Below are 24,713 nucleotides of genomic sequence, written 5' to 3' on the forward strand. Positions count from 1 at the left end.
GGGTATTGCTTCACAACTTTTGCACCGCTGCGAGGAAGAGACATGCACACAAAAATCGTCGCCACCCTTGGGCCAGCCTCCAACAACTACGAAACCATGAAGGCCATGGTGGGGTATGGCGCGCGCATCTTCCGCCTGAACTTCTCCCACTCCGACGCCGCCACCTTCCTGCCCACGGTCCAGCTCATCCGCAAGCTGGAGACCGACCTGGACCAGCCCTTGACCATCATGGGCGACCTGTGCGGCCCCAAGGTGCGCATCGGCGACGTGGACAACTCGCCCCTGCAGATCACCAAAGGCCAGCGCCTGGCCCTGGGCCTGCCCGACGAGCGCGGCGCCATACCCGACATGCCCTTTGTGAGCCTGGACATGCCCGAACTTCTGCTGGGCCTGGCCGCGGGCATGCCCGTGTCCCTGTCCGACGGCATGCTCCAGTTCACCGTCACCGAGGTGCGCAAAGCCGACAAGCTCTTCGTCATGCAGTCGAAGAACAGCGGCGTGCTGACCTCCAAAAAAGGCATCGCCTTCCCCGGCAAGTTCCACCCCCTGCCCGCGCTGACCGCCAAGGACCGCCGCGACCTGCACGAGGGCATGGACATAGGCCTGGACGCCGTGGCCCTCTCCTTCGTGCAGACCCTGGACGACATCCGCGACATCCGCGCGGAGATAGACAAGCACGGGCGCTTCATTCCCGTGGTGGCCAAGATCGAGCGGCAGAACGCCGTGGACAATCTGGAGTCCATCCTGAGCCTCACTGACGCGGTGATGGTGGCGCGCGGCGACCTGGGCCTGGAGTGCCCGCTCTCCGCCGTGCCCGTGATCCAGAAGCGCATCATCCGCGCCTGCCGCCACGCGCAGAAGTCCGTCATCGTGGCCACGCAGATGCTGCTCTCCATGGTCAACAACCCGCTGCCCACCAGGGCCGAGGCCGCGGACGTGGCCAACGCCATGCTCGACGGCGCGGACTGCGTCATGCTCTCCGAGGAGACGGCCATGGGCAACTACCCGGTCGAGGCCGTGAAGTTCATGAGCGAGATCGCCGAGAACGCCGAGCCGTATTACATCGAGCGCATGAAGGGCCCCTTCGCCCCCAAGATCGAGAAGAACCCGGCCAAGTACCTGGCCTACGCCGCCTGCCTGCTGGCGCAAAACGCGGAGAGCGAAGGCCTGGTGGCGCACACGGAGTCCGGCTCCACGGCGCGCTTCCTGTCTTCCCGCCGGCCGGAGCACATGATCCACGCCCTGACCCCGAACCAGCCCACGGTGAAGCACCTGAACTTCTTCTGGGGCGTGGAACCGCGTTTGGTGGACACCCGCCTGGAGAACCACGTGCAGCGCGCGGAAAAGTACGTGCACGAGTCGCCCAAGTTCACGCCGGGCAAAAGCGCCATCCTCATCGCCGGGCAGCCCACGCCGGGCCAGGTGGAGGCCCACACCAACGAGCTCAAGGTCTATTACAAATAGCGGCCCGCGCCGCCAGCCGGCAACCGCCGCCGCACAACGAAAAAGGCCCCGCGAGAATGCTCACGGGGCCTTTTGTTTGGCTTGTCGTTGTGCTTTCGCACAAGGGGAGGCGGCGCGGCGCCGCTACTGCCCCAGGCCCGGCTCGATGGGCCGGGTGCTCTGGCCCTCGGCCTGCAGGGTGGCGCGCACCTCACGCTCCTTGCCGTCGCGCTTCACGGTCAGGCGCACCTGCTCGCCGATCTTGAAATCGTCCAGGCGGGAAAGCAGCGCGGCCACGCTGTCCACACCCTTGCCCTCCACGGCGGTGATGACGTCGCCCGGGACAAAGGAGCCGTCCTGGGCGAAGCGCGCGCCCTCCAGCCCGGCCGCGGCCGCCGCGGAGTTGGGCAGCACGCGCAGCACCAGCACGCCCTTGAGCCCCAGGTGCATGGCGGCCATGTCGTTGGTGCGCTGGTCCACCTCTATGCCCAGGGCCGGGCGCACGTACTTGCCCTTGCTGATGAGCTGCGGCACCACGCGGTTCACCGTGTCCACCGGCACGGCGAAGCCCACGCCCGCCGAGCCCCCCGAGGGGCTGTAAATGGCGGTGTTCACGCCGATGAGCCGCCCGGCGGAGTCGAGCAGCGGGCCGCCGGAATTGCCGGGATTGATGGCCGCGTCGGTCTGGATGAGATGCTCCACGCCGCCGGCATCCTCGCTCTTGAGCGAGCGGTCCAGGGCGGAGACGATGCCCGTGGTGAGCGTCCAGTCGAGCCCGAAGGGATTGCCGATGGCGAAGACCTTTTGCCCCACCTTGAGGTCGGCCGAGGTGCCCAGGGGCAGGGGCTGGCGCTTGCCCGCGGAGTCGATGCGCAGCACCGCGAGGTCGTGCAGGGGGCTTGCGCCCACCAGGGTGGCCGTGAACTCCTTGCCGTCGGAGAAGCGCACGCGGGCCTCCGCGGCGCCGGCCACGACGTGGAAATTGGTGATGATGTGGCCCTTGTCGTCCCACACGAAGCCGGAGCCCGCGCCACGCGGAATGGTCATGACGTCGCGGGTCCAGAACTCCATGACGCGCTGGGTGGTGGTGATGAACACCACGGAATCGCGCGAGCGCTCGAAGAGCTCGATGGTGCCCTTTTCGTCGGCCGCAAGCTCGCCGCGCGGGGTCACGGCGCGGGGCGCGGCGTTCTCTCGGCCCAGCATGCGCAGCACGTAGGGCGCGGCGTTCCACACCGCGATCACGACGATGGCGGCCAGAGTGATCCACTTGAGCCGCCGCAGAAAGGTGTCGCCGCCAGTTTTCGTTTCCATGCACGCCCCCAAGGCCTGAGTATTTTGCGGTAGTCGGTCCGCGCAAGGCGGGCGCCCAACCGCCGCCGCCCGTTTTGTACTGTTTCCGTCAAGATTTTCAAGTGGCCAACAGCCCCCCGGATTCCGGAAAGGAAGAAGCCTTCCGCCGGATCGGCCCAGACGCCGCCAGAGGCCGAAAAGGACAGGCTTCATCACTTTACCTATCGGCTATACTGATGTATCCTCAAGAAATGCGCCGTTTGCCCCTGCCGACCCGTCTTCTTTTGATCAGCCTGCTTTGCGGGGCTCTTGCGTGCGGCGGCCTGCTCTACGGCGCGTATACCGTGGCCCGGCAAGAGGCCCTGGAGAATCTGAACGCCCAGCAGATCATCCTTGCCCGGCAAGCAGCCCAGGGCATTCAGGACTACTTCTCCAACATCAGGAATCTGGCCTGGTCCGTGGCGCAAAACACCCACGTGGTGAAGCTGGACGACGAGGGCGAAAAGTACCTCCTCACCGTCCTGCGCGAAAACAACCACGAGGTCCTCGGCATCTCGCGCGTCACCGCGGAGGGCGTCATCCAGTTCTCCACGCCGGACAACAGCGTAGCCGGGCGCAGCATCGCCGACCAGGAACACGTGGCGCGCATCCTCTCGTCGCACAGCCCGGTCGTCAGCGATGTCGTCACCTCCACCCAGGGGTACCGCTCCGTCATCCTGCATGTGCCCGTGTTCAAGGGCGAGGAGTTCCGCGGCACCCTGGGCCTGCTGCTCAACTTCGACGCCATTGCCCGGCGCTACCTGGAGGGCGTGCGCGTGGCCGAAACCGGCTACGCCTTCGTCTACAGCCAGAAGGGCATCCTCATCTACAGCCCGGTGCCGGGCATTGCCACCAAGCATTACTCTGAAGTGACGAAGAGCTTTCCGGAGCTGCGGGCCGTGGTGGAGCGCATGCTGGCGGGAGAATCCGGCACGGCGAGCTTCACCTTCGACCGCGTGCGCGACCATGCCCCGGAGGTGGTGCGCAAGCACGCCGCGTTCATGCCCGTCAAGCTGGGCGACACCTTCTGGTCCGTGTGCGTCACCACGCCGGAATCCGAAATTCTGGCCACGCTGGAGCGTTTCGGCCTGTACCTGCTGCCCCTGGGCACATTGGTGCTCTTGTTCACGGCCCTTGGCGTGGGCCTTGGCCTGCAGCACTTTGTGCAGGAAAAGGAAATAGTGCGCCGCCGCATGACCGAAGCCGCCCTGCGCGAAAGCGAAGAACGCTACCGCTCGGTCATCGAGAACATCTCCGACGTGTTCTACCGCACCGACGCCCTCGGTCACCTGATCATGGTCAGCCCCTCCGGCGTGGCCCTGGCCGGCTACGACTCCGAGGAGGAGATTCTGGGCCGGCCCAGCGCGGCCTTCTGGCGCAACCCGGCCGAGCGCGAACGGTTGCTGGCGGAGCTGCGCAAGAGCGGCTCCGTGCGCGATTTCGAAGTGGAGCTGATGACCAAGGACGGCAAGGCCGTCCATGTGGCCACGTCCTCCAGCTTCTACCACGACAAGAACGGGGAGGTGCTGGGCGTGGAGGGCACCTTCCGCGACATCACCCAGCGCAAGCGCGACCAGGCCGCCCTGGAGGAAAGCGCGCGCCGCTTCCACTCGCTCTTCGACAACATGGCCGAGGGCGTGGCCCTGTGCACCCTGCTGCGCGACGAAAAGGGCACGATCGTCAACTACCGCTTCGAGGCGGTAAACCGCAGCTACGAGGAGATCTTCAACATCAAGGCCGAGGACGCGGTGGGCCACACGGTCGTGGAGGCCTTCTCCCTGCCCGAGCCGCCCTTCCTGGCCGAGATGATCGATGTGGTCGAATACGGCCACCCGTACCGCGTCGAGACCATGCTGCAGCCGCTTGGCAAGCATGTGGCCCTTTCCGCCGTGCCCTGGGTGGACGGGGGCTTCGCGGCCATCTTCGAGGACATCACCCAGCGCATGCGCGACCAGGCCGCCCTGGAGGAAAGCGCGCGCCGCTTCCACTCGCTCTTCGACAACATGGCCGAGGGCGTGGCCCTGTGCACTCTGGTGCGCGACGAAAAGGGCAAGGCCGTCAACTACCGTTTCGAGGCGGTGAACCGCAGCTACGAGGAAATCTTCAACATCAAGGCGGCGGATGCGCTTGGCCGCTTGGTGACGGAGATATTCTCCCTGCCGGAGCCGCCCTACCTGGCGGAGCTCAGCCAGGTGGTGGACACGGGCGAAAACGCCCACGTCGAGTCCCTGTACCAGCCCCTGGGCAAGCACCTGGCCCACTCCGCCGTGCCTTGGGTGGACGGAGGCTTTGCGGCCATCGTCGTGGACATCACCGAGCGCAAGCAGATGGAGAGCCAGCTGCGCTACCGCGCCCTGCACGATCCCCTGACCGGCCTGGCCAACCGCACCCTGTGCCTGGACCGCATAGCCCTGGCCAACGAGCGCGCCCAGCGCAGGCCCGGCATGCGCTTCGCCGTGGTGTTCATGGACCTGGACCGCTTCAAGGTCATCAACGACAGCCTGGGCCACGAGGCGGGAGACATGCTGCTGCGCGAGGTGGCGAGCAGGCTTCTGGCCTGCACACGGCGCATGGACACCGTGTGCCGCTACGGCGGCGACGAGTTCGCCCTGGTGCTGGAGGAGCTGACCCAGCGCGAGGTGCTGCGCACCCTGCGGCGCATCCGCCAAAGCTTGAAGGACCCCATGGACATCGGCGGGCACAGCATCCAGGTGGAGGCCAGCTTCGGCGTGGCCTACCCCCCGAACGAGCCCATCGGGCCGGAGGACATTCTGCGCAACGCCAACATAGCGCTGCACCGGGCCAAGCACCTGGGCCGCAACCGCGTGGTGGTGTACAAGCAAAGCATGCACGAGGCGGCCATAGAGGTCATGAGCATGGAGAACGACATCCGCCGGGGCCTGGCCAACGGCGAATTCTACATGCTCTACCAGCCCACCTTCGACCTGCAAAAACGCTCCCTGCGGGGCTTCGAGGCGCTGCTGCGCTGGCGGCACCCCTCGCGGGGCATGGTGGGTCCCACGGAGTTCATCCCCGTGGCCGAGGAGTCCGGGTCCATCTTCGAGCTGGGCAGCTTCGCCCTGGACCGCGCCTGCCGCGAAATGGCCGAATTTCTGCGCGCCACGCCGGAAGCCGGGCCGCTGACCCTGTCCGTCAACCTCTCGCCCCGGCAGTTCTCGCGCCAGGGCCTGGCGGAGCAGATAGACCGCACCCTGGCGGCCTCCGGCCTGCCGCCCCGGTGCCTCATGCTCGAAATAACCGAGTCGTCGATCATGAAGCACCCCGAGGCCTCGGCCAACATCCTCTCGCGCATCAAGGCGCGCGGGGTGGGCATCGCCATCGACGACTTCGGCACCGGCTATTCCTCCATGAGCGCGCTGCAGCATCTGCCGCTCAACTGCCTCAAGATCGACCGCAGCTTTGTGGCGCGCATAACGGAAAGCGCGGAAGACCGCGAGATCGTCCGCGCCATCATCACCCTGGCGGCAAGCCTGCATTTGGGCACCGTGGCCGAGGGCATAGAGACCGAGGCCCAGCGTCAAACCCTGGAGGACCTGGGCTGCGAGCTGGGCCAGGGCTACCTCTGCGCCGAGGCGGTGCCCCTGGAAGACTCCCTGCGCGTCATCAACCAGGCCGTGTGCAGCACGCCAGGCACGCCAGGCTAGGCCGCCGGGCGCATCACGCGCCGCAACCGTCCCCAGCTTTTCTCCCAGCCGACCGGTTGGCGGCACTCCGCGGGCCGGATGCTAAGCCCCGGCCAAAAGCCGCGTCTCAATCTCCTCCGCCTGCCCTGGCGTAAGGCCCATGAAGCGCAGCCCCGCGCAATGGCGGCTTCTGCCCTGCTGGCCGTGCTTGCCCCGCCAGCACACGCCCGCGGTTATGGGCGCCGGGTCCGAAAGCCCGCCGATGCGCAGATTCAACAGATCGCCCTTGCTGAAGGACTCTGCGCCGAGCACCAGCCCGCCATTGGTGGAAACATCAAGGATCGTCGCCTGGCTCGCGGCGTTGAAGCCCGGATCGTTGGCGTTGGCCAGCAAGGCCTGGAGCACCACCGGCGCGCGCGGCGCAAGACGCGCCCGGCGCGGGAAAAACCGCAGCACCTGGGAGACGAAGTCCTGGGGCTTGTCCATGAATTCAAGAGCGTCGTTCGCATGCGCGCGGTGCACGCGCAGAAGCGGAAAGGCCTCGGCCAACTGGAAAAGATGCTCGCGCTGCAAGCCGCGGGTCTGCCACACCGCGTCAAACTCCAGCACAAAACCGCTCACAGCCTGATCCTGCAAGCGCTGTCCCAGCTCCCGCATGTCCGCCGCGAACACGGGCGTCAGCCCGGAGGCCTGGAGCGTCTGCCTGTAGTCCTCCGGGTGCTTGGTCAAAACCAGAACAGGACGCGTCAGGGCGTCATCCAGATCCACGGAGGAATAGTCCGTTGCGCGCATGGGAGCCTCCAAGTGCAATAGAGTGCCGATTGCCACCACGTATAGCATTTTTTCAAACGCGCGCAAGCATGGCGTGAACTTCGCCCCCCTGCTGGATATTGTTTCCATCAAGAGCGGCGGAGACTACGTATTTTGCGGCAGGCCGGTTCATCGCCGGCAAGGCGGGCGCGGGGCAAGAACCGCGCACCGTGCGGTGCGGATTCAGGCAATAGCCCAAACGTTCTTTACGGCAGCACGTACCCCCCCGCGCGGAAGAACGCGCGGGAATCACGCCGGGGAAATGGGGCGGGAAGACTGGACCGGCGCAAGGCCGGCAGCGCAAGGCCGGAGCGGACGCCTACTTGATCTTCGTATGGGTCAGCACCAGGGCCTGCAGCACGCGCGCCCACTCCGGGTCGTAGCCGGGGTCCTGGGTCAGCGCGGCCGTGGCCTTCATGGGCTCCATGGCCGGGGCAAAAGAGCGCTTCACGGTCATGGCGCAGTAGGAATCGACCACGGCGCACAGCCGGGCCAGGGTGCCAATGGCCGCGCCGGATTTCTTCTGCGGGTAGCCGGAGCCGTTGACGCGCTCGTGGTGGTCCTGCACGCACTCCTCCACTTCGGGGAAGCGCAGGTCGAGCTTGGTCAGCATTTCGTAGCCGGACTGGGGGTGGCGCTGCACCTTGCCGCGTTCGTCCGGCGTCAGGGGCTTGTCCTTGTCGCGGATGAAGGCCGGGACCTTGCTCATGCCCATGTCGTGCAGAAACAGCCCGGTGGTGAGGTGGTTCAGGAACTTGCGCTTGATGTCGCCCGCCTCGTACTGGGTGGTGTGGGCCTTTATGTGCACGGCCAGGCCCAAAACGCCGCAGTTGAAGGAGTGGTTCTCCAGGCTGTGCTCCTGGTGCAGCCGCTTGGTCAGCGCGCGGATGCGGTGCGGGTCCTGGGAAAGATACTCGGTGAAGACCATGAGGTCGGTCCACAGCTTGGCGAACACGGGCGCCACGGGCTGGTCGAAGAACTCCGCCAGGCGGCGCGTCAGGGCCTGGGCGAAGATGTCGGCGATTTCGGTCTCGTGCAGGTTCTTGTCCACCAGCACCAGATCGAGCTGGTAGCTGATGTGCTTGACGTAGACGGGGTGGTCCGCGCGGGAGACGAAGACCACGCCCTCATCCACAAGCTGGGCCAGTTCCTCAACCTTTTCGTTGGTCAGGCGCTCGCCGGCCTTGCAGTAGGGCAGCACGCGGGCCACGTCCTCCTTGAACCGAAACAGGTCCAGGGGCGGCCGGTATTTGCTGAAGCTCTCCAGAATATCCAGGTTGATCTGATAGAACTGCTCGTCCAGGGCATCGGCAATGCTCGCCTTTTTTTCCGTTGCGGCCATTTTTACGCGCCCGCCCCGGTCATGCGGCTCCTGGAGCCCTGGCCGCCTTGGGCGAGGCTGGTCTCGCTGGCCGCAAAAACGGCGTTCATTCCGGTGTGCATGCCCTGCTCTCCCCGCATTTATCCCCCGTGCCGGCTTTACGCCGCCGCCGCCTTGATAGAGTCCAACATTCCAACATTATTTGCTGTTCTACGGGAAGCACTCACCCGCCCCAGAACTGGTTCGATTACTAACCGCATTTCTTAGGGATGCAAATGTTTTTTGTGTTGACTTTCCCTTGGATTTCATAAAAAGGTGGGTCGAAGTGGTAATTCGTGGTAAATAGTGGTTTGGAGAGGGAAATAAGTGCGACTTCTAGGCCATGCTCACCGCAGTCTCGATCCCAAGGGCCGGCTCATGCTGACCCCGGAGTTCCGCGACCAATTTTTGGCGGAATCTCCAGACGGGCGGCTGGTTCTGACCATCTACCAGGGTCAGATCATCGGCATCACCCCCGCGCAGTGGGACGTGTTCGTGGCCGAGATGGAAGAGAAGCTGAGCGCACCCTCCACCACTTTGCAGCACATCCGCCGCGTGGCTTTTGCCGGCTACTCGGAAGTTATTTTGGACAAGCAGGGCCGCATCCAGCTGCCCACGCACCTGCGCAAAAGCGGAAGGCTGGAGCGCGACGTGGTGCTGGTGGGCGTGGGCCGCTGCTTCGAAATTTGGGACAAGGAGCGCTTCGAGGCACTGCTTGAGCAGAACAACGAGGACGTCTCCGCAGAACTGGCCCGGGCAGACATCAAGCTGCCGTTCTAAGAGGGAGAGCAAGAATGCCCGCAGAAGAAGCCGTTCCCCACGTACCAGTCATGCTGGACGAGGTGGTGGGCTACCTTTCGCCCAAGCCCGGCGGCCGTTATTTGGACGGCACCCTGGGCCTGGCCGGGCACAGCCTTGGGCTTTTGCGGGCCAGCGGCGGCGAGGCGAACCTCGTGTGCCTGGACCGCGACGAGGAAGCCTTGGCCCTTGCGCGCAAGCGCCTGGAGGAATTTCCCGGCCGGGCGCAGACGTTCTATTCGCCCTTCAGCGAATTCGAGTCCGCCCTGGCCGAAGCCGGCTGGGACAGCATCGACGGCGCCGTGCTGGACCTGGGCGTCAGCTCCCTGCAGCTCGACGAGGCCGAGCGCGGCTTCAGCTTCATGGCCGACGGCCCGCTGGACATGCGCATGGACGCCACGAGCGGCATGGACTCGGCGCACACGCTGGTGAATTGCGAACATTTCGAGGAGCTCAAGCGCATCATCCGCGACCTGGGCGGCGAGCCCCTGGGCGGCAAGATCGCCCGGGCCATCGTGCGCGCGCGCGAGCAGGCCGAGATAACCACCACGTCAAGACTTGCGGAAATCGTGTCCAGGGCGTACCCCCCCGACCGCCGCCGGGAGGCCAGAAACCACCCGGCCACCCGCACGTTCATGGCCCTGCGCATGGCGGTGAACCAGGAAATCGAGGAATTGAAGACGTTTTTGGAGCGCATTGTGCGATACCTGAAGCCCGGCGCCCGCGTGGCCATCATCTCCTTCCACTCCGCCGAAGACCGCGAGGTGAAGGAAAGCTTCCGCTATTGGGCCAAGGGCTGCCGCTGCCCGCTGGAGCAGGCCTTCTGCACCTGCGACCGCACGCCGCTTTTACGCATTTTGACCAAGAAGCCCCAGCTGCCCACGCAGCTTGAAATGGACCGCAATCCCCGCAGCCGCAGCGCCAAACTGCGCGTGGCCGAGCGGCTGGCTCCCGCCGGGGAGGCCAAATGAGCCGCATGAAGGGCTTTGTGCTGGCGTTCGTGTGCGCCATCGCCGGTTCGCTGCTGCTGGGTCTTTCCAGCGTGTGGCTGAACATTGAGCGCATGGACCTGGCCTACGACTTGAACAAGCTCGAAAAGGAGCTGGCGGCCCGCACCTCGCTGGCCTCCAAGCTGGAGCTCGAACGCAACAATCTCATTTCGCCCTACCGGCTCAAGCGGTTGGCTTCCATGTACGGGCTCGTGCCCGTCGGGCCGGGGCAAATGCGCATCATGACGGGCCAGGACAAGGGCCAGACCAAATAGCGGCAGGGATATGGGGAATGGCGATACAAAGCCGCATAGAGCGCAAGCGGCCCAAAGAGGCGCGCAGCAAATCGGACTCCGGCAGAGCGAAGCTCGCTGGCGTTGCGCTGATTTTCGCGCTCATTTGGGTGGTCCTGTGGGGACGCGCCGCCTATGTGCAGATATTTCTGGGCCCGAAGCTTTCCGACGCCGCGGGCAAGCAGAACCTGGCCACGGAGTTCGAGCTGGGAGAGCGCGGGCGCATCTACGCCAGCAACAACGCCATTTTAGCCACCAGTGTGGAGAGCAAGAGCGTGTACGCTTCGCCGGTTGAAATTCAGAACCCGGCCCAGACGGCCCAAACCCTGGCCCAGATTCTCGGCGCGCCGAAGAAGAATCTGGAGCGCGAGCTCGCGTCGAGCAAGGGTTTTGTCTGGATCAAGCGTCAGATTGAGGACCGCGAGGCCCAGGAGCTGCAGAAGGCCAATCTGGCCGGCGTGCATCTGACCAGCGAATACCGCCGCATGTACCCCAACCGGCACCTGGCCGGGCAGGTGCTGGGCTTTGTGGACGTGGACGGCAAGGGCCTGGAGGGCATCGAGGGACTTTTCGACGAGCGCATGGCCGGCGGCCGCGCCAAGTTCGTGGTCCAGCGCGACGCCTCCGGCCGCAGGCTGTACCTGGACGCCCAGGGCAAGGAAATGAACATCCGCGGCCAGGACGTGCGCCTGACCATCGACACCGTGGTGCAGGACGCCGCCGAACAGGCCGTGGCCGAGGCCGTGAACCGCTACAACGGCCGCTCCGGCATGGCCATCGTGGTGCGCGTGGCCACGGGCGAGATTCTGGCCCTGGCCCACTACCCGTACTTCAACTCGAACAACCCCTCGGAGTCCAAGGCCTCCGCGCGCAGAGACCGCGCCGCCACCGACATCTTCGAGCCGGGCTCGACCATGAAGCCCTTCACCTTCGCCGCCGCGCTGGAGCAGAAGGTCATCGACCAGAACAAGATCTTTGACTGCGAAAACGGCAAGTGGAACCTGCGCGGCAAAACCATCCGCGACACCCACCCGTACCGCTGGCTGCCGGCCAACCGCGTGCTGCGCTACTCCAGCAACATCGGCTCGGCCAAGATCGGCCTCTCCCTCGGCGCACAGCCCTTGTACGGCTATCTGCGCAAGCTCGGCTTCGGCGAACGCCCGGGGCTTTCCCTGCCCAGCGAGTCGCCCGGCATGCTGCGCCAGCCCAAGGAATGGTCCGAGTTCGACCTGGCGACCATCTCCTTCGGCCAGGGCATCGGCGTCACCGGTCTGCAAATGGCCAAGGCCTACCTCACCCTGGCCAACCGGGGCGTGAGCAAGCCCCTGCGCCTGGTGCTCGACCCGCCGCAGGAGCCGGAGCAGGAGTCCGTGCGCGTGTTCAGCACGCAGACCGCGGACACAGTGCTCTCCATGATGCGCGAGGTTGTGGAGGAGGACGGCACCGGCAAGGTGGCGCGCATTCCCGGCGTGCCCATGGCCGGCAAGACCGGCACGGCGCAGAAGGTCGGCGGCGCCGCCGGCAAGGGCTATGGCGACGGCATCGTGGCTTCCTTTGTGGGCCTTGTGCCCGCGGACAAGCCGGAATTTCTGTTCATGGTCGCGGTGGACGAACCCACGCCCGTGAGCTTTGGCGGCGTTGTGGCCGCGCCCGCCGTGCGCGACATCGCCATCAAGACGCTTTCGTACTTCGGCCGCCTGCCCGAGGCCAAGGGCGCTCCCGAAAGCAACGCCACGGAGAACAGCATGACGGCCCGGGCCCTGCACTCGCCCACGGCCGAAGGCGGCGGGGCAAGCGTGCCCAACCTCGTCGGCCTGTCCGTGCGCCGCGCTCTTGAGGTGCTGGGCAAACGCGGCATCGTGCCTTCGCTCAAGGGCGGCGGCATGGAGATCACCAATCAGAAGCCCGCTCCGGGCGAACCCTGGCCGGAAGGCGGCGACGCCGGCAAAGGCGAGGGATTCGTCCTCTGGCTGGGCCATGCGGAGAAGGAGAGGAAGCAGTGAACGGCCCGCGCTTTAATGAACTGCTGGCGCTCGTCAGCAGGGGCCTGATGGTCCAGACCGACTCCCGCCAGGTGAAGCCCGGCGAGGCCTTTGTGCTTATGCCCGCCGCCGCGGACAAGTCCGCCGCGTTTTTGGCCGATGCCCTGGCCCACGGCGCGGCCTGGGTTGTGCTGAACCACGACGAGCCCGCGCCCGAGAGCATGCGTGCCGCCCTTGTGCGCGTGGACGACACCGCCGAGGCTCTGGGCACCCTGGCCGAGGCGCACTTCCGCACACGCGAGCAGGCCATGCAGGTTGTCGCCGTCACCGGCACCAACGGCAAAACCACCATCACCTATCTTTTGGAGGGTCTGCTCTCCGCCTGCGGCCGCAATGTCGGCGTGCTGGGCACCGTGGCCTACCGCTGGCCGGGCACGAGCATCGAGGCCAACCTGACCACCCCCGGCTGCTGGCGTCTGCACGAGCTCTTCGCCCAGATGAGCGAGGCCGGCGTGGACACCGTGGTCATGGAGACCAGCTCCCACGCCCTGCAGCAAAAGCGCGTGGCCGGGCTCGAGTTCGACGCCGCCGTGCTGACGAACCTGACCCAGGACCACCTGGACTACCACGGTGATTTCGAGTCGTACTATCAGGCCAAGAACCTGCTGTTCGGCACCTATCCGCGCCTGGACAAGCACAAGGCCGCCAACGCCGACGACGCCTACGGCCTGCGCCTGCTTTCCGAATACCCCGACGCCATCGGCTTCACCCTCAAGGGCGCGCAGGCGCCCAAGGGCAACCAGATGCTGCGCGGCGACCTGGTGGAATGCACCCCCAAGGGCATGACCCTGCGCATGGAGTTTGAAGGCAAGTGCTGGAGCCTCAAGTCGGGCCTGGTGGGCGCGCACAACGCCAGCAACCTGCTGGCCGCGCAGGCCGCCGCCCTGGGCCTGGGCCTGGGGCCGGCCGACATGCAGCCCCTGGCTCCCTTCACCGGCGTGCCGGGCAGGCTGCAGCGCGTGCACAACGAGCGCGACCTGGATATTTTCGTCGACTACGCGCACACCCCGGACGCCCTGCTCAACGTGCAGCGCGCCCTGCGCGACGCGGGCTTCAAGCGCCTCGTCACGGTGTTCGGCTGCGGCGGCAACCGCGACCGCACCAAGCGTCCGCTCATGGGCAAGGCCGTGGCCGAGCTTTCGGACGTGGCCGTGCTGACCTCGGACAACCCGCGCTTCGAGGATCCGCTGGAGATCATAAGCGACGTGCGCCCCGGCCTGGCGAACGCCAAGCAGGTGGTGGAGGACCCTGACCGCTACGCCGCCCTGTGCAAGGCCGTGGCCCTGCTGCAGCCGGGCGACGCCCTGCTTGTGGCGGGCAAAGGCCACGAGCCCTATCAGCTCATCAACGGCGTGAAGCACCCCTTCTCCGATGTCGAGGCCGTTGGCCGCGCCATCCGCGAGGTTCTCGGATGAACTTGACCCTGCGCGACATCGCCCAGTGCCTGAACGGCAGTGTGCTCACCGGTCCCGAGGCGGATCTGGCGGTCACCACCGTGCGCACGGACAGCCGCGAGGTCGCTCCCGGCGACCTGTTCTTCTGCCTCAAGGGCGAGTGCCACGACGCCCACGACTACGCCGCGCAGGTGGCGGCCGCGGGCGCCTGCGCCATCGTGGCCAGCCGCGAGTTGCCGGAACTTTCCGGGCTGCCCTGCCCGGTCATCCTCGTGCCCGACACGCAAAAGGCCCTGGGCGACCTTGCCCGCCACTGGCGCGACAGCGTCACGGCCAAGGTCATCGCCATCACCGGCACCGCGGGCAAGACCACGGCCAAGGAGCTCTTGGCCCAGACCCTGGGCTCCGTGCTGCGGGTGGCCAAGAACCACAAGAATTTCAACAATCAGGTCGGCCTGCCCCTGTCCATGCTGGCCGCCACCGGCAAAGAGGACATCTGGGTCATGGAGGCGGGCATCAGCAAGCCGGGCGACATGGCGGAACTTGGCGTCATCATCGCGCCGGACCTGGCCATCGTGCTGAACATCGGCCCCGCCCATCTGGAGGGTCTTGGCGACATCGCGGGCGTGGCCCGGGCCAAGGCCGCGCTCTTGACGCACATAAAACCCGGCGGACGCGGCCTGTGCAGCATGGACTACCCGGAGCTGTGGGACGAGGCCAAGCGCGTGCTGCCCACGGTGCTGGGCTTCTCGGCCAAGAACGCCTTTGCCCGCTACTACGCGCGCTTCGAGGAAGCCCTGCCCCAGGGTCGCGGGCTCTATGAAATCATCGTGGACGGTCAGGCCTTCTGGGCCGAGCTGCCCGCCTGCGGCGCGCACTTTGCCGAAAACGCCGCCGCCGTTGCCGGTGCCTGCCACATGCTGGGCCTCTCGCCGGAGCAGATCGTGCGCGGCCTTTCCGGCGCGACGCTGCCGGACCAGCGCTTCTGCTGCCGCGAGGCCGGCGCCTGGCGCATCATCGACGACACATACAACGCCAACCCCCTGTCCATGCGCCGCAGCATAGAGGCCACGCGCCTCATGGCGGGCGAGGGCAGGCTTGTGCTGGTGCTGGGCGACATGAAGGAGCTGGGCGCGGATGCGGCCAAGGCCCACCAGGACCTGGGCGCAGTCGTTGCCGCGGCCAAGGCCGAAGCGGTGTTCTTCCAGGGCGAGCACGCGGCGGATGTGGCGCGCGGCGCCGGCGCCTCGGTCGCCGTCACCAGCGTGGACGACCCCGCCCAGGTGCTGGCGCAAATGTCCGGCCTTGCAGGCGCGACCGTGCTGGTCAAGGGATCGCGCTCCTGCCGCATGGAGCGCTACGCCAAGGCCCTTGTGGCCGCCTTGTGCGACAAGGAAGAGGGGGCGGCATGATCTACCATCTTTTCTACCCCCTCGCGGCCAAATTCACGGTCTTCAACGTCTTCCGGTACATCACGTTCCGCAGCGTGTACGCGCTGCTGACCGCGCTGGTCATCTCCATCCTGCTGGGCCCCAAGCTCATCGAGTGGTTGAACGCCCTGCGCTGCCGCCAGCACATTTTGGAGGAAGTGACCTGCCACCAGGCCAAGGAAGGCACCCCGACCATGGGCGGCCTGCTCATCGGCGTGTCGCTCATCGCCAGCGTGCTGCTCTGGGCCGATTTGACCAACGTGTACATCTGGCTCTCGCTGCTGGTCTTTGTGGGCTTTGGGGCCGTGGGCTTCTGGGACGACTACACCAAGGTGGTCAAGAAGCAGAACAAGGGCATTTCGCCCCGGGCCAAGCTGGCGGGACAGCTCGCCGTGGCCGCGGCGGCCATCACCCTGCTCATTTTCCAGCCCGCCTACTCCACCCAGCTGGCGGTGCCGTTCTTCAAGAACATCCACCCGGACCTGGGGCTCTTCTACGTGCCCTTCGCCGTGTTCATCCTGGTGGCGGCCTCCAACGCCGTGAACCTTACCGACGGCCTGGACGGCCTGGCCATCGGTCCGCTGGTGGTCAGCGCGGCCTGCTTCGCCCTGTTCATCTACGCGGCGGGCAACGCGGTCATCGCCCAGTACCTCAACATCACCCCGGTGCCCGGCGTGGGCGAGGTGACCGTGGTGTGCGGCGCGCTTGTGGGCGCGGGCCTGGGCTTCCTCTGGTTCAACGCCTACCCGGCGCAGGTGTTCATGGGCGACGTGGGTTCGCTCAGCCTCGGCGGCATCCTCGGCTTCATCGCCGTGCTGGCCAAGCAGGAGCTCATCCTGGCCTTGGTTGGCGGCGTGTTCGTGTTCGAGACCCTCTCGGTCATTCTGCAGGTGGGCTACTTCAAGATGACCGGCGGACGGCGCATGTTCCGCATGGCCCCGCTGCACCATCACTTTGAGCTCAAAGGCATCCCGGAATCCAAAATCATCATCAGGTTCTGGATCCTTTCCATCCTCATGGCCCTTATGGCCCTGAGCACCCTGAAGCTTCGCTAGGTGGCAGGCATGGACAGGACAGTACTCATTTTCCAAAGTCTAAAGATTTTCCAGAGCAAACAGGCTGTTGTGGTGGGCGCCGGGGTCTCCGGCCTTGCCGCGTGCCGTTTCCTTTTGTCCCTCGGCGCGCGCGTGCGCCTGGTGGACGCCAAGGCCGACCTGTCCCAGGACGTGCTGCTGAAGGTCCATGCCGACCCGGCCTCCGTGGGCCTGACCCTTGAAGCCGGCACGCACATTCCGGCCCAGTTCGCCGATGCCGACCTCATCGTGCTCTCTCCCGGCGTGCCGGTGAAGAAGCTCGCGCACGTGCTGGCCGATGTGGACCCAAAGCGCGTCGTGGCCGAGATGGAGTTCGCCTCCTGGTTCCTCACGGAGCCGGTCATCGCCATCACCGGCACCAACGGCAAAACCACCACCACGACCCTGGTTGGGCACATTCTGGAAAAGGCCGGGCTGTCCACCTTCGTCGGCGGCAACATCGGCACGCCCCTGTGCGACTACCTCATGGCCGAAAAGCAGGCCGACGTGCTGGTCATCGAGATTTCGAGCTTCCAGCTCCAGAACTGCCGCACCTTCAAGCCGCGCGTGGCCGCGCTGCTCAATTTCTCCGCCAACCACCTGGACTACCACCTGGACATGGAGGAGTACCTCTCGGCCAAGCTGCAGCTCTTCGCCCGGCAGGACCACGGCTGCCTCGCCATCGCGCCCGCTTCCATGCGCAATGAGCTGGAGGCGCGCGCCTTCAGCAAAGCCCGCCGCGACTACTTCACGGCCGACACGGTCTTCGAGTGCCCGGGCCTGCCCGGCAGCCACAACCGCGAGAACATCGCCGCGGCCTGGCGCATGGTGCGGCCCTTCGGCGTCACCGAGGACCAGGCCCGCGCCGCCATTCTGGGCTTCAACGCCCTGCCGCACCGCATCGAGCCCGTGTGCGAGGCGGCCGGCGTGCTGTTCGTCGACGACTCCAAGGCCACGACCCTGGAGAGCGTCTGCGCGGCGGTCAAGAGCTTCGAGCGCCCCGTGCGCCTGCTCTTGGGCGGCGTGTTCAAGGGCGGCGACGTGGCCACCCTGCTGCCCGCGCTCACGGGCCGCGTGGTTTCCATCGGACTTTTCGGCGCCGCGCGCGAGATTTTTGAACCCGTGCTGGCCCCGCACTTCCCCACCGCGTGGGACCAGACCCTGGAGGCCGCCGTGCGCCGCCAGTTCGCCCTGGCCAAGCCCGGCGACGCCATCCTGCTCTCGCCCGCCACGGCCAGCTTCGACGCCTACAAGGGCTATGCCGAACGCGGCCGCGACTTCGCGCGCGTGGCCCAGGCCCTTAAGGCCGAAACCGCGGGGGTGGGCGAATGAACCAGCGCCGCAACGTGCAGTACTATCCCATGGACTACTGGCTGCTCTTCTCCGCGCTGCTTTTGGCCGGGGTCGGGCTCATCATGGTCTTCTCCAGCTCCGGCATCATGGCCGAGCGCTTCTACAACGACAAATACCTGTTCTTCAAAAAGCAGGCGATCTTCGCCGTCGTGGGCACGGCGGTGATGATCTTCTGCGCGCGGGTGAACCGCAAGTTCTTCTACGACCTCACGTACTTCTGGGTCTTCGGGGTCATCGTGCTGCTCATTCTGACCAAGCTCATGGGCGCCACGGTCGGCGGCGGCAAGCGCTGGATCCACCTGGGCCCGGTTTCGCTGCAGCCCCTGGAGTTCGCCAAAATCGCCTTGGTGTTCTACCTGGCCTTCTTCTTCGCCAAAAAGCAGGAGCTGGTGCAGACCAGAACCTTCTCCGTGGGCGTTGTGCCGCCGTTCTTGGTCACGGGCATCATGGCCGCGCTGCTCATGCTGCAGCCGGACTTCGGCGGCACGGCCTTCTTGTGCTTCATCCTGTTCTGCATGTGCCTGGTGGGCGGCACGCGGGTCATCTATCTGGCAGGCTCCGCCATCATCGGCGTGCTGGCGGGCTGGATGCTCATCTCCTCCGCCCCGTACCGGCTCAAGCGCTGGACCGCCTTCCTCGATCCCTTCGCCGTGGCCAAGGACGAGGGCTACCAGCTGGTGCAATCGCTGTACGCCTTCGGCTCCGGCAAATTCTTCGGCACCGGCCTTGGCGCGGGCAAGCAGAAGCTGTTCTTCCTGCCCGAGGCCCACAACGACTTCATCATGGCCGTGGTGGGCGAGGAGCTGGGCTTCTTCGGCATCACCCTGGTGTTTCTGCTGGTGGCCTTCCTCATGGTGCGCGCCTTCCGCGTGGCCTTCATGCAGGAGGACATGATGGACCGCTTCACGGCCTTCGGCATGAGCGTGATCCTGGCCCTGGGCTTCTGCCTCAACCTGGCGGTGGTGCTGGGCACCGTGCCGCCCAAGGGCGTGCCCATGCCCTTCATCAGCTACGGCGGCAGTTCGCTCATCGCCTCGTTCATCTGCGTCGGCGTGCTGCTGAATCTTTCGAGGAGCCGCTCATGAGCGCGCGCAAGCCAATCTCCCGCCTGGTGGTCACCACCGGCGGCACCGGCGGGCACATCTTCCCCGCCCTTGCCGTTGCGGCGGAGGTGAAGCGCCGCAACCCCGACGCGCGCATCCTGTTCCTGGGCGGCGCCGGTCCGGAGGGCGACCTGGCGCGCAAGGCCGGGCTCGATTTCAAGGCCCTGCCCGCCAGCGGCGTGCTGGGCAAGGGCGCCAAGAGCCTGCTCTCCATCATCTGGGTCAGCCGGGGCGTCATTTTGGCCACCCGCGCCCTGCGCCGCTTCGCGCCGGAGGCCGTCATCGGCTTCGGCGGGTACGCGGGCTTCTGCCCGGTGCTGGCCGCGGCGCTTCTGCGCATCCCCAGCGCCGTGCACGAGCAGAACTCCGTTCCCGGCGTCACCAACCGGGTGCTGGGCAAGCTGGTCAAGCGCGTGTTCGTGTCCTTCGACGACCGCCTGGGCCACTTCCCGGCCGTGAAGGTGACCCGCACGGGCAACCCGGTGCGCGCGGAGATAGCCGCCATGCACCGCACGCAGCTGGGCGACCGCCGCAACCTGCTGGTGCTGGGCGGCAGCCAGGGGGCCAAGGCCCTCAACGACGCCATCGTGGCCGCCCTGCCGGAGCTCATGGCCGCCCGCGTGAACATTCTGCACCAAACCGGCGCGGCCGACGAGGCGCGCATCCGCGAAGCCTACGCCAAGGCCGGTGCCGACCCGACCAACGTGTTCGGCTTCATCGAGGGCATGAGCGGAGCCTATGCCTGGGCCGATTTGGCCCTGTGCCGCTCCGGCGCCTCCACGGTGTTCGAGCTGGCGGCCACGGGAACCCCCAGCGTGCTGGTGCCCTTCCCCTTTGCCGCGCACGACCACCAGCGCGTCAACGCGCAGCACCTGGCCGACCTTGGCGCGGCCGTTCTGGTGCATCAGAAGGATCTTTCCGCCCACGCCCTGGCCGAGCTTGTGCCCGGGCTTCTGGGCGACACGGCCCGGCTGGCCGCCATGGGCCGCGCGGCCAGGACCTTTGCCCGGCCCGAGGCGGCGTCCCTCATCGCCGACGGGCTGGAAGAACTCTGCCGCGAGGCGGCGTAAGCCCCGGCGGAAGGAAAAGGAAACGGACATGGATGAATTGCAGCAGACCAAACGAGTGGCGGTTCCCGGCCGCAGCGCCAGCCCGGCAATGTACAGCCGGGTGAGCACCGTGCACATGGTGGGCATTGGCGGCGCCGGCATGAGCGGTATAGCCGAGGTGCTCCTGAACATGGGCTTCACCGTCACCGGCTCGGACATGGCCGCGGGCAGCGCCGTGCACCGCTTGAAGAAGCTGGGCGCAACCGTGTTCATCGGCCACGGGGCGGAAAACATCGGCAAGGCCGACGTCGTGGTCAAGTCCACGGCCATTCAGGACACGAACCCCGAGCTGGTGCGCGCCCGCGAGCTTTCCATCCCCATCATTCCCCGGGCGGAGATGCTGGCCGAGCTCATGCGCATGCGCACGGGCATCGCCGTTGCGGGCACCCACGGCAAAACCACCACCACGTCCCTGTTGGCCACCATCTTCACCGAGGCGGGCCTGGACCCCACGGTGATCATCGGCGGCCGGCTGAACACCTACGGCAGCAACGCGCGCCTGGGCGAGGGCGAATTTTTGATCGCCGAGGCGGACGAGAGCGACGGCTCCTTCCTGTGCCTCTCGCCCATCATGACCGTGGTGACCAACGTGGACCGCGACCACCTGGATTTTTACCACGACCTGGACGCCATCGACAAATCCTTCACCACGTTCCTGAACTCCATACCCTTCTATGGCGTCAACGTGGTCTGCGGCGACGATCCCGGCGTGCAGCGCCTGCTGCCCGCCATCAAGCGCCCGTGCATGACCTACGGCCTGGGCCCCAAGAACCGCCTGCGCGGCCATGTTCTGGCCACCAGCCTGCGCAGCATCTTCGACGTGACCCTGGACGGCGAGCCCTGGGCGCAGGTCACCCTGGCGCATCCTGGCATCCACAACGTGCTGAACTCCCTGGGCGCAATCGGCGTGGCCCTGGAGGCCGGTCTGCCCAAGGACGCCATCCTGCAAGGCCTGGCCAACTTCGGCGGCGTTGGCCGACGCTTCGAGCGCAAGGGCGAGCGCGGCGGCGTGCTGGTTGTCGACGACTACGGCCATCACCCGGCGGAGATCAAGGCCACCCTCGACACCGCGCGGGCCTGCTTCCCGGACCGCCGCCTGGTCGTGGCCTTCCAGCCGCACCGCTTCACCCGCACCCAGGCGCTCTTCGGCGACTTCTGCACCGTGTTCGCCCAGACGGACCTGCTGCTGTTGACCGAGATCTACCCGGCCAGCGAGGCCCCCATCCCCGGCGTCAACGGCATGAGCCTGGCCCAGGGCATCAAGCAGGTGAGCAAGACCAAGGTGCGCTTCTTCCCGGACTTTGCGGGAATCCAGCGCCAGCTGAACGACATCCTGAAGCCCGGCGACCTGTTTTTGACCCTGGGCGCGGGCAGCATTTGGAAGATCGGCGAGGAATGGCTCAACCCCACCCACGACGAAGCCAAGTAACGGCGAAACAAAAGGTATTTGCATGACTCTGACAGTGATCCGGAATCCGCGCTTCTCCGAGCGCACCACGCTCCACCTGGGCGGCCCCGCCCTGGCCGAGGCCGTGGCGCGTGTTGAGGCCGATCTGGACCAGCTGTCTGAAGTGCTGCCCGCCCTCGGTGGTCATCCCCTGGCGCTGGGAGCGGGCAGCAATCTCCTCGCGGCGGACGGCCCCCACCAACTGGTGCTGGTGCGCCCCGCCAACGACGAGGTCCCGGTCATCGAGGCCAAGGCCCAGGGCGCGGTGCTGGTGCGCGCCGGCGCCGGCTTCGGTCTGCCGCGGCTGCTGGGCTTTTGCCAGCGTCTGGGCCTCACCGGGCTGGAGGGCCTTACCGGCATTCCCGGCAAGGTTGGCGGCGCAGTGGCCATGAACGCCGGTTCATACGGAGTCGAGACGGGCGCGGCGCTCACCCGCGTGCGCCTGTGGACGCCCGAGGGCGGCCTTGTGTGGCGCGCGGTCTCGGCCTGCGAGTTCGGCTACCGGCATTTCAACCCGGGCGTGAGCGGGTTCTGCCTGGTGTGGGAGGCGGAGTTCAAGCTTGCCCAGGACGACGCCCAGGCCGTGCGCGCGCGCATGGAGGCCGTGTACGCCAAGAAGAAGGCCAGCCAGCCCGTGACCGCCAAAAGCGCGGGCTGCGTGTTCAAGAACCCTGTTGGCGCGGGCATGAGCGCGGGCAAAATGCTCGACGAAAGCGGCATGCGCGGCAAACGCCTGGGGCACATGGCCTTCTCCGAGCTGCACGCGAATTTTCTGGTGAACCTGGGCGGCGGCACAACGGCCCAGGCCCTGGAGCTGATGGACTTTGGCAAAAACGCCGTGCGGGCGCGCTTCGGCGTGGAGCTTGAAACCGAAGTGGTGGTGCTCAAATGATCCGTCCTGGCGGCAGCGGCATGCAGCGCAGAACCCAGCCGGCCCGCAAGGCCCCGGTGCGCATCAACCGTCCCCGCAGGGACTCCGGTCCCTCGCTGCCGCTCAATCCGGGCGGCGCGGTCAAGGGCATGATGCTCTTTCTGGCCTCGGTGCTGGTGCTTGGGCTGCTCGGCACCGGGTTGATCTACAGCTACCGGCTCGTCACCACCACTCCGGCCCTGGGGCTCACGGAGATCAGCGTCTCCGGCAACCAGCGCCTGGCCTACGGGCAGGTGCTCGAGATCGCGGGGCTGCGCCTGGGACAGAACAGCCTGGGCGTCAACGTGACCCGCGTGGAGGCCGCGCTCTCGCAGAATCCGTGGGTGTCGTTCGTCACCGTGCGGCGCGAGCTGCCGGACAAGCTGTTCATCACCATGGTCGAACGGCAGCCCTCCTTCTGGGTGCGCCAGGACGGCCAGCTGTATTTCGCGGATGCCGAGGGCAAGATCATCACCCAGCTTTCCCCGGGCGACTCCGCCTCGCTGCCGCTGCTCGAGGTGGCCCCGGAGCTGGGCGACCAGCAGGCCGTGGTGGCGGCCATGGTGGCGCGCATGAACCGCCAGGACCTGCCCTTCGCCCTGGGGCAGATGGCCTGGGTGAAAATTTCGGAGTCCGGTCAGGTGGAGCTGTACCTGGATGCGCTGCGCCTGCGGGTGCGCGCCCAGCTCTCGGACTGGGAAACGCATTTCAACCGCATCGAGACGGTCTGGCGCGATCTCAAGCTGCGCGGGGAATCCGGGCAGGTTGCGGCCATAGAGGCCAGCGGTGGAAAGATTTGGGTTGAGAAGAGGCAGAAGCCCGGGCCTTCCTGACGGGGAAGAATAGGGAAGACCCGGAAGTTGGCGAGTTAAACAAGGGAGGAAAACATGGCCAAGAGCGACATCATCGTCGGCCTGGACATCGGCACCACAAAGATTTGCGCTGTGGTGGGCGAAGCCAAGGACGACGGCCTGGTGGACATCATCGGCATCGGCACCAGCCCCTCGACGGGACTGCGCCGGGGCGTGGTGGTGAACATCGAACAGACCGTGCAGTCCATCAAGAAAGCCTTGGAGGAGGCGGAATTGATGGCCGGCTGCGAGATCCACTCGGTCTACGCGGGCATTGCCGGCAGCCACATCAAGGGTTTCAACAGCCACGGAGTCATCGCCGTCAAGGGCGGCGAGGTGACCCAGAAGGACGTGGACCGCGTCATCGAGGCCGCCAAGGCCGTGGCCATTCCCCTGGACCGCGAGGTGATCCACACTCTGCCCCAGGAATTCATCGTCGACGACCAGCGCGGCATCGCCGATCCTCTCGGCATGGCCGGCGTGCGCCTTGAGGTCAAGGTGCACATCGTCACCGGCGCGGTCACAAGCGCCCAGAACATCGTGCGCTCGTGCCACCGCTCGGGCCTCGACGTGGCCGACATCGTGCTCGAGTCGCTGGCCTCCAGCAAGGCCGTGCTCTCCTCCGAGGAGCGCGAGATCGGCGTGTGCCTGGTGGACCTGGGCGGCGGCACCACGGACATCGCCATCTTCTCCAAGGACAGCATCAAGCACACCGCGGTGCTGGCCCTTGGCGGCAACAACCTCACCAACGACATTGCCTTCGGCCTGCGCACGCCCATGACCTCGGCCGAGAAAATCAAGATCGACCACGGGTGCGCCCTGGCCGAAATGGTCCAGGTCGATGAGAGCATCGAAGTGCCCTCCGTCGGCGGACGCGAGTCGCGCGCCATGAGCAAGCGTGTTCTGGCCGAGATTTGCGAGCCCCGGTGCGAGGAGATTCTTGCCCTGGTGGACCAGGAGCTCATCAAGAGCGGGTACAAGAACCAGATAGCCGCCGGCGTGGTTTTGACCGGCGGCACATCGCTCATTCACGGCATGCAGGACCTGGCCGAACAGGTGTTCGACCTGCCGGTGCGCATTGGCTACCCCGAGTATGTGGGCGGCCTTTACGACATGGTCAACAATCCCAAGTACGCCACGGCCGTCGGCCTTCTGCTCTACGGAGCCGAGAAGCGCATGACCACGCCCGGCGGCGGCGGCGGCGGGGATTTCAGAATCCGCGAGGACAACGTCTTCAACAGGATTCTGGGCCGCATGAAGAAATGGTTCGTCGACATCGCCTAAGAGGCGTTTCGATCTTGGGGAAGATCTTAGCACTTTAGCCAATGTTCA

Annotated in this window: 19 protein-coding genes; 16 read left to right on the forward strand and 3 right to left on the reverse strand. The window is 66.3% G+C overall.

Features of this window, described 5'->3' with window-relative positions; all coding sequences use genetic code 11:
* Positions 1–42: 42 nt before the first annotated feature.
* A complete protein-coding gene (gene pyk, locus ACYQ4W_RS09005) occupies positions 43–1,464 on the forward strand; it encodes a pyruvate kinase (protein WP_459855491.1) in 1,422 nt (473 codons plus the stop codon).
* A gap of 123 nt (positions 1,465–1,587) precedes the next feature.
* Here pyk and ACYQ4W_RS09010 read toward each other — a convergent pair whose 3' ends face one another.
* A complete protein-coding gene (locus tag ACYQ4W_RS09010; RefSeq protein ID WP_459855494.1) occupies positions 1,588–2,757 on the reverse strand; it encodes a S1C family serine protease in 1,170 nt (389 codons plus the stop codon).
* A 215-nt stretch (positions 2,758–2,972) separates the two neighbouring features.
* Between ACYQ4W_RS09010 and ACYQ4W_RS09015 the strand changes: the two genes are divergently transcribed.
* Entirely contained in the window at positions 2,973–6,440 is a 3,468-nt protein-coding gene (locus ACYQ4W_RS09015; RefSeq protein WP_459855497.1) for a bifunctional diguanylate cyclase/phosphodiesterase, read from the forward strand.
* Positions 6,441–6,521: 81 nt separating this feature from the next.
* Here the strand turns inward: ACYQ4W_RS09015 and ACYQ4W_RS09020 are convergent, their stop codons facing one another.
* Together ACYQ4W_RS09020 and ACYQ4W_RS09025 are read right to left on the reverse strand one after the other, a co-directional pair.
* Positions 6,522–7,211 carry a PilZ domain-containing protein gene (locus tag ACYQ4W_RS09020; RefSeq protein WP_459855500.1) on the reverse strand — a complete coding sequence of 230 codons (690 nt, stop codon included), beginning with the start codon at positions 7,209–7,211 and terminating at the stop codon, positions 6,522–6,524.
* A 337-nt stretch (positions 7,212–7,548) separates the two neighbouring features.
* Positions 7,549–8,571, reverse strand: coding sequence for an HD-GYP domain-containing protein (locus tag ACYQ4W_RS09025; RefSeq protein WP_459855502.1), 1,023 nt, complete (start codon positions 8,569–8,571; stop codon positions 7,549–7,551).
* A 345-nt stretch (positions 8,572–8,916) separates the two neighbouring features.
* Between ACYQ4W_RS09025 and ACYQ4W_RS09030 the strand changes: the two genes are divergently transcribed.
* The 14 genes from ACYQ4W_RS09030 (at position 8,917) to ftsA (ending at position 24,665) form a co-directional block, all read left to right on the forward strand.
* Positions 8,917–9,369 carry a division/cell wall cluster transcriptional repressor MraZ gene (locus tag ACYQ4W_RS09030; RefSeq protein WP_459855507.1) on the forward strand — a complete coding sequence of 151 codons (453 nt, stop codon included), beginning with the start codon at positions 8,917–8,919 and terminating at the stop codon, positions 9,367–9,369.
* Between the two features lie 14 nt (positions 9,370–9,383).
* Entirely contained in the window at positions 9,384–10,358 is a 975-nt protein-coding gene (gene rsmH, locus ACYQ4W_RS09035; protein WP_459855510.1) for a 16S rRNA (cytosine(1402)-N(4))-methyltransferase RsmH, read from the forward strand.
* Positions 10,355–10,651 (forward strand): hypothetical protein, encoded by a 297-nt coding sequence (locus ACYQ4W_RS09040; RefSeq protein ID WP_459855513.1) that lies wholly within the window; start codon positions 10,355–10,357, stop codon positions 10,649–10,651. The genes rsmH and ACYQ4W_RS09040 overlap by 4 nt, the downstream gene beginning before the upstream one ends.
* 17 nt (positions 10,652–10,668) lie before the next feature.
* The gene (locus ACYQ4W_RS09045) at positions 10,669–12,672 is read left to right on the forward strand and encodes a penicillin-binding transpeptidase domain-containing protein (protein WP_459855516.1); all 2,004 of its coding nucleotides are present in this window, start codon (positions 10,669–10,671) and stop codon (positions 12,670–12,672) included.
* 47 nt (positions 12,673–12,719) lie between these two features.
* Entirely contained in the window at positions 12,720–14,126 is a 1,407-nt protein-coding gene (locus ACYQ4W_RS09050) for a UDP-N-acetylmuramoyl-L-alanyl-D-glutamate--2,6-diaminopimelate ligase (RefSeq protein WP_459858518.1), read from the forward strand.
* On the forward strand, positions 14,123–15,517 hold the full coding sequence (locus tag ACYQ4W_RS09055) for a UDP-N-acetylmuramoyl-tripeptide--D-alanyl-D-alanine ligase (RefSeq protein WP_459855518.1): 1,395 nt from the start codon (positions 14,123–14,125) through the stop codon (positions 15,515–15,517). Before ACYQ4W_RS09050 ends, ACYQ4W_RS09055 begins: the two co-directional genes overlap by 4 nt.
* The gene (gene mraY, locus ACYQ4W_RS09060) at positions 15,514–16,590 is read left to right on the forward strand and encodes a phospho-N-acetylmuramoyl-pentapeptide-transferase (RefSeq protein WP_459855521.1); all 1,077 of its coding nucleotides are present in this window, start codon (positions 15,514–15,516) and stop codon (positions 16,588–16,590) included. The genes ACYQ4W_RS09055 and mraY overlap by 4 nt, the downstream gene beginning before the upstream one ends.
* A 9-nt stretch (positions 16,591–16,599) precedes the next feature.
* Complete coding sequence (murD, locus tag ACYQ4W_RS09065; protein WP_459855523.1) at positions 16,600–17,940, forward strand: UDP-N-acetylmuramoyl-L-alanine--D-glutamate ligase; 1,341 nt, start codon at positions 16,600–16,602, stop codon at positions 17,938–17,940.
* The gene (gene ftsW, locus ACYQ4W_RS09070; protein ID WP_459855525.1) at positions 17,937–19,046 is read left to right on the forward strand and encodes a putative lipid II flippase FtsW; all 1,110 of its coding nucleotides are present in this window, start codon (positions 17,937–17,939) and stop codon (positions 19,044–19,046) included. Before murD ends, ftsW begins: the two co-directional genes overlap by 4 nt.
* A gap of 14 nt (positions 19,047–19,060) precedes the next feature.
* The gene (gene murG / locus ACYQ4W_RS09075; RefSeq protein WP_459858520.1) at positions 19,061–20,134 is read left to right on the forward strand and encodes an undecaprenyldiphospho-muramoylpentapeptide beta-N-acetylglucosaminyltransferase; all 1,074 of its coding nucleotides are present in this window, start codon (positions 19,061–19,063) and stop codon (positions 20,132–20,134) included.
* An 88-nt stretch (positions 20,135–20,222) separates the two neighbouring features.
* Entirely contained in the window at positions 20,223–21,602 is a 1,380-nt protein-coding gene (murC, locus tag ACYQ4W_RS09080) for a UDP-N-acetylmuramate--L-alanine ligase (RefSeq protein ID WP_459858523.1), read from the forward strand.
* Positions 21,603–21,624: 22 nt separating this feature from the next.
* A complete protein-coding gene (gene murB, locus ACYQ4W_RS09085; RefSeq protein WP_459855527.1) occupies positions 21,625–22,512 on the forward strand; it encodes a UDP-N-acetylmuramate dehydrogenase in 888 nt (295 codons plus the stop codon).
* Positions 22,513–22,532: 20 nt separating this feature from the next.
* Positions 22,533–23,363, forward strand: a complete 831-nt coding sequence (locus tag ACYQ4W_RS09090; protein ID WP_459855529.1) for a cell division protein FtsQ/DivIB — start codon at positions 22,533–22,535, stop codon at positions 23,361–23,363.
* Positions 23,364–23,417: 54 nt separating this feature from the next.
* The gene (gene ftsA / locus ACYQ4W_RS09095; RefSeq protein ID WP_459855531.1) at positions 23,418–24,665 is read left to right on the forward strand and encodes a cell division protein FtsA; all 1,248 of its coding nucleotides are present in this window, start codon (positions 23,418–23,420) and stop codon (positions 24,663–24,665) included.
* Positions 24,666–24,713: the final 48 nt, after the last annotated feature.

It is taken from the genome of Humidesulfovibrio idahonensis (assembly GCF_054657715.1).

What these genes read in the sequence shown, in the direction of transcription:
- ftsA (WP_459855531.1), top strand. Translation starts at nt 23,418, where the DNA reads ATGGCCAAGAGCGACATCATCGTCGGCCTGGACATCGGCACCACAAAG.
- ACYQ4W_RS09020 (WP_459855500.1), bottom strand. Translation starts at nt 7,211, where the DNA reads ATGCGCGCAACGGACTATTCCTCCGTGGATCTGGATGACGCCCTGACG.
- murB (WP_459855527.1), top strand. Translation starts at nt 21,625, where the DNA reads ATGACTCTGACAGTGATCCGGAATCCGCGCTTCTCCGAGCGCACCACG.
- mraY (WP_459855521.1), top strand. Translation starts at nt 15,514, where the DNA reads ATGATCTACCATCTTTTCTACCCCCTCGCGGCCAAATTCACGGTCTTC.
- ACYQ4W_RS09045 (WP_459855516.1), top strand. Translation starts at nt 10,669, where the DNA reads ATGGCGATACAAAGCCGCATAGAGCGCAAGCGGCCCAAAGAGGCGCGC.
- ACYQ4W_RS09025 (WP_459855502.1), bottom strand. Translation starts at nt 8,571, where the DNA reads ATGGCCGCAACGGAAAAAAAGGCGAGCATTGCCGATGCCCTGGACGAG.
- ACYQ4W_RS09050 (WP_459858518.1), top strand. Translation starts at nt 12,720, where the DNA reads ATGGTCCAGACCGACTCCCGCCAGGTGAAGCCCGGCGAGGCCTTTGTG.
- ftsW (WP_459855525.1), top strand. Translation starts at nt 17,937, where the DNA reads ATGAACCAGCGCCGCAACGTGCAGTACTATCCCATGGACTACTGGCTG.
- ACYQ4W_RS09055 (WP_459855518.1), top strand. Translation starts at nt 14,123, where the DNA reads ATGAACTTGACCCTGCGCGACATCGCCCAGTGCCTGAACGGCAGTGTG.
- ACYQ4W_RS09010 (WP_459855494.1), bottom strand. Translation starts at nt 2,757, where the DNA reads ATGGAAACGAAAACTGGCGGCGACACCTTTCTGCGGCGGCTCAAGTGG.
- ACYQ4W_RS09040 (WP_459855513.1), top strand. Translation starts at nt 10,355, where the DNA reads ATGAGCCGCATGAAGGGCTTTGTGCTGGCGTTCGTGTGCGCCATCGCC.
- murD (WP_459855523.1), top strand. Translation starts at nt 16,600, where the DNA reads ATGGACAGGACAGTACTCATTTTCCAAAGTCTAAAGATTTTCCAGAGC.
- murC (WP_459858523.1), top strand. Translation starts at nt 20,223, where the DNA reads ATGTACAGCCGGGTGAGCACCGTGCACATGGTGGGCATTGGCGGCGCC.
- rsmH (WP_459855510.1), top strand. Translation starts at nt 9,384, where the DNA reads ATGCCCGCAGAAGAAGCCGTTCCCCACGTACCAGTCATGCTGGACGAG.
- ACYQ4W_RS09015 (WP_459855497.1), top strand. Translation starts at nt 2,973, where the DNA reads ATGTATCCTCAAGAAATGCGCCGTTTGCCCCTGCCGACCCGTCTTCTT.
- ACYQ4W_RS09090 (WP_459855529.1), top strand. Translation starts at nt 22,533, where the DNA reads ATGCAGCGCAGAACCCAGCCGGCCCGCAAGGCCCCGGTGCGCATCAAC.
- pyk (WP_459855491.1), top strand. Translation starts at nt 43, where the DNA reads ATGCACACAAAAATCGTCGCCACCCTTGGGCCAGCCTCCAACAACTAC.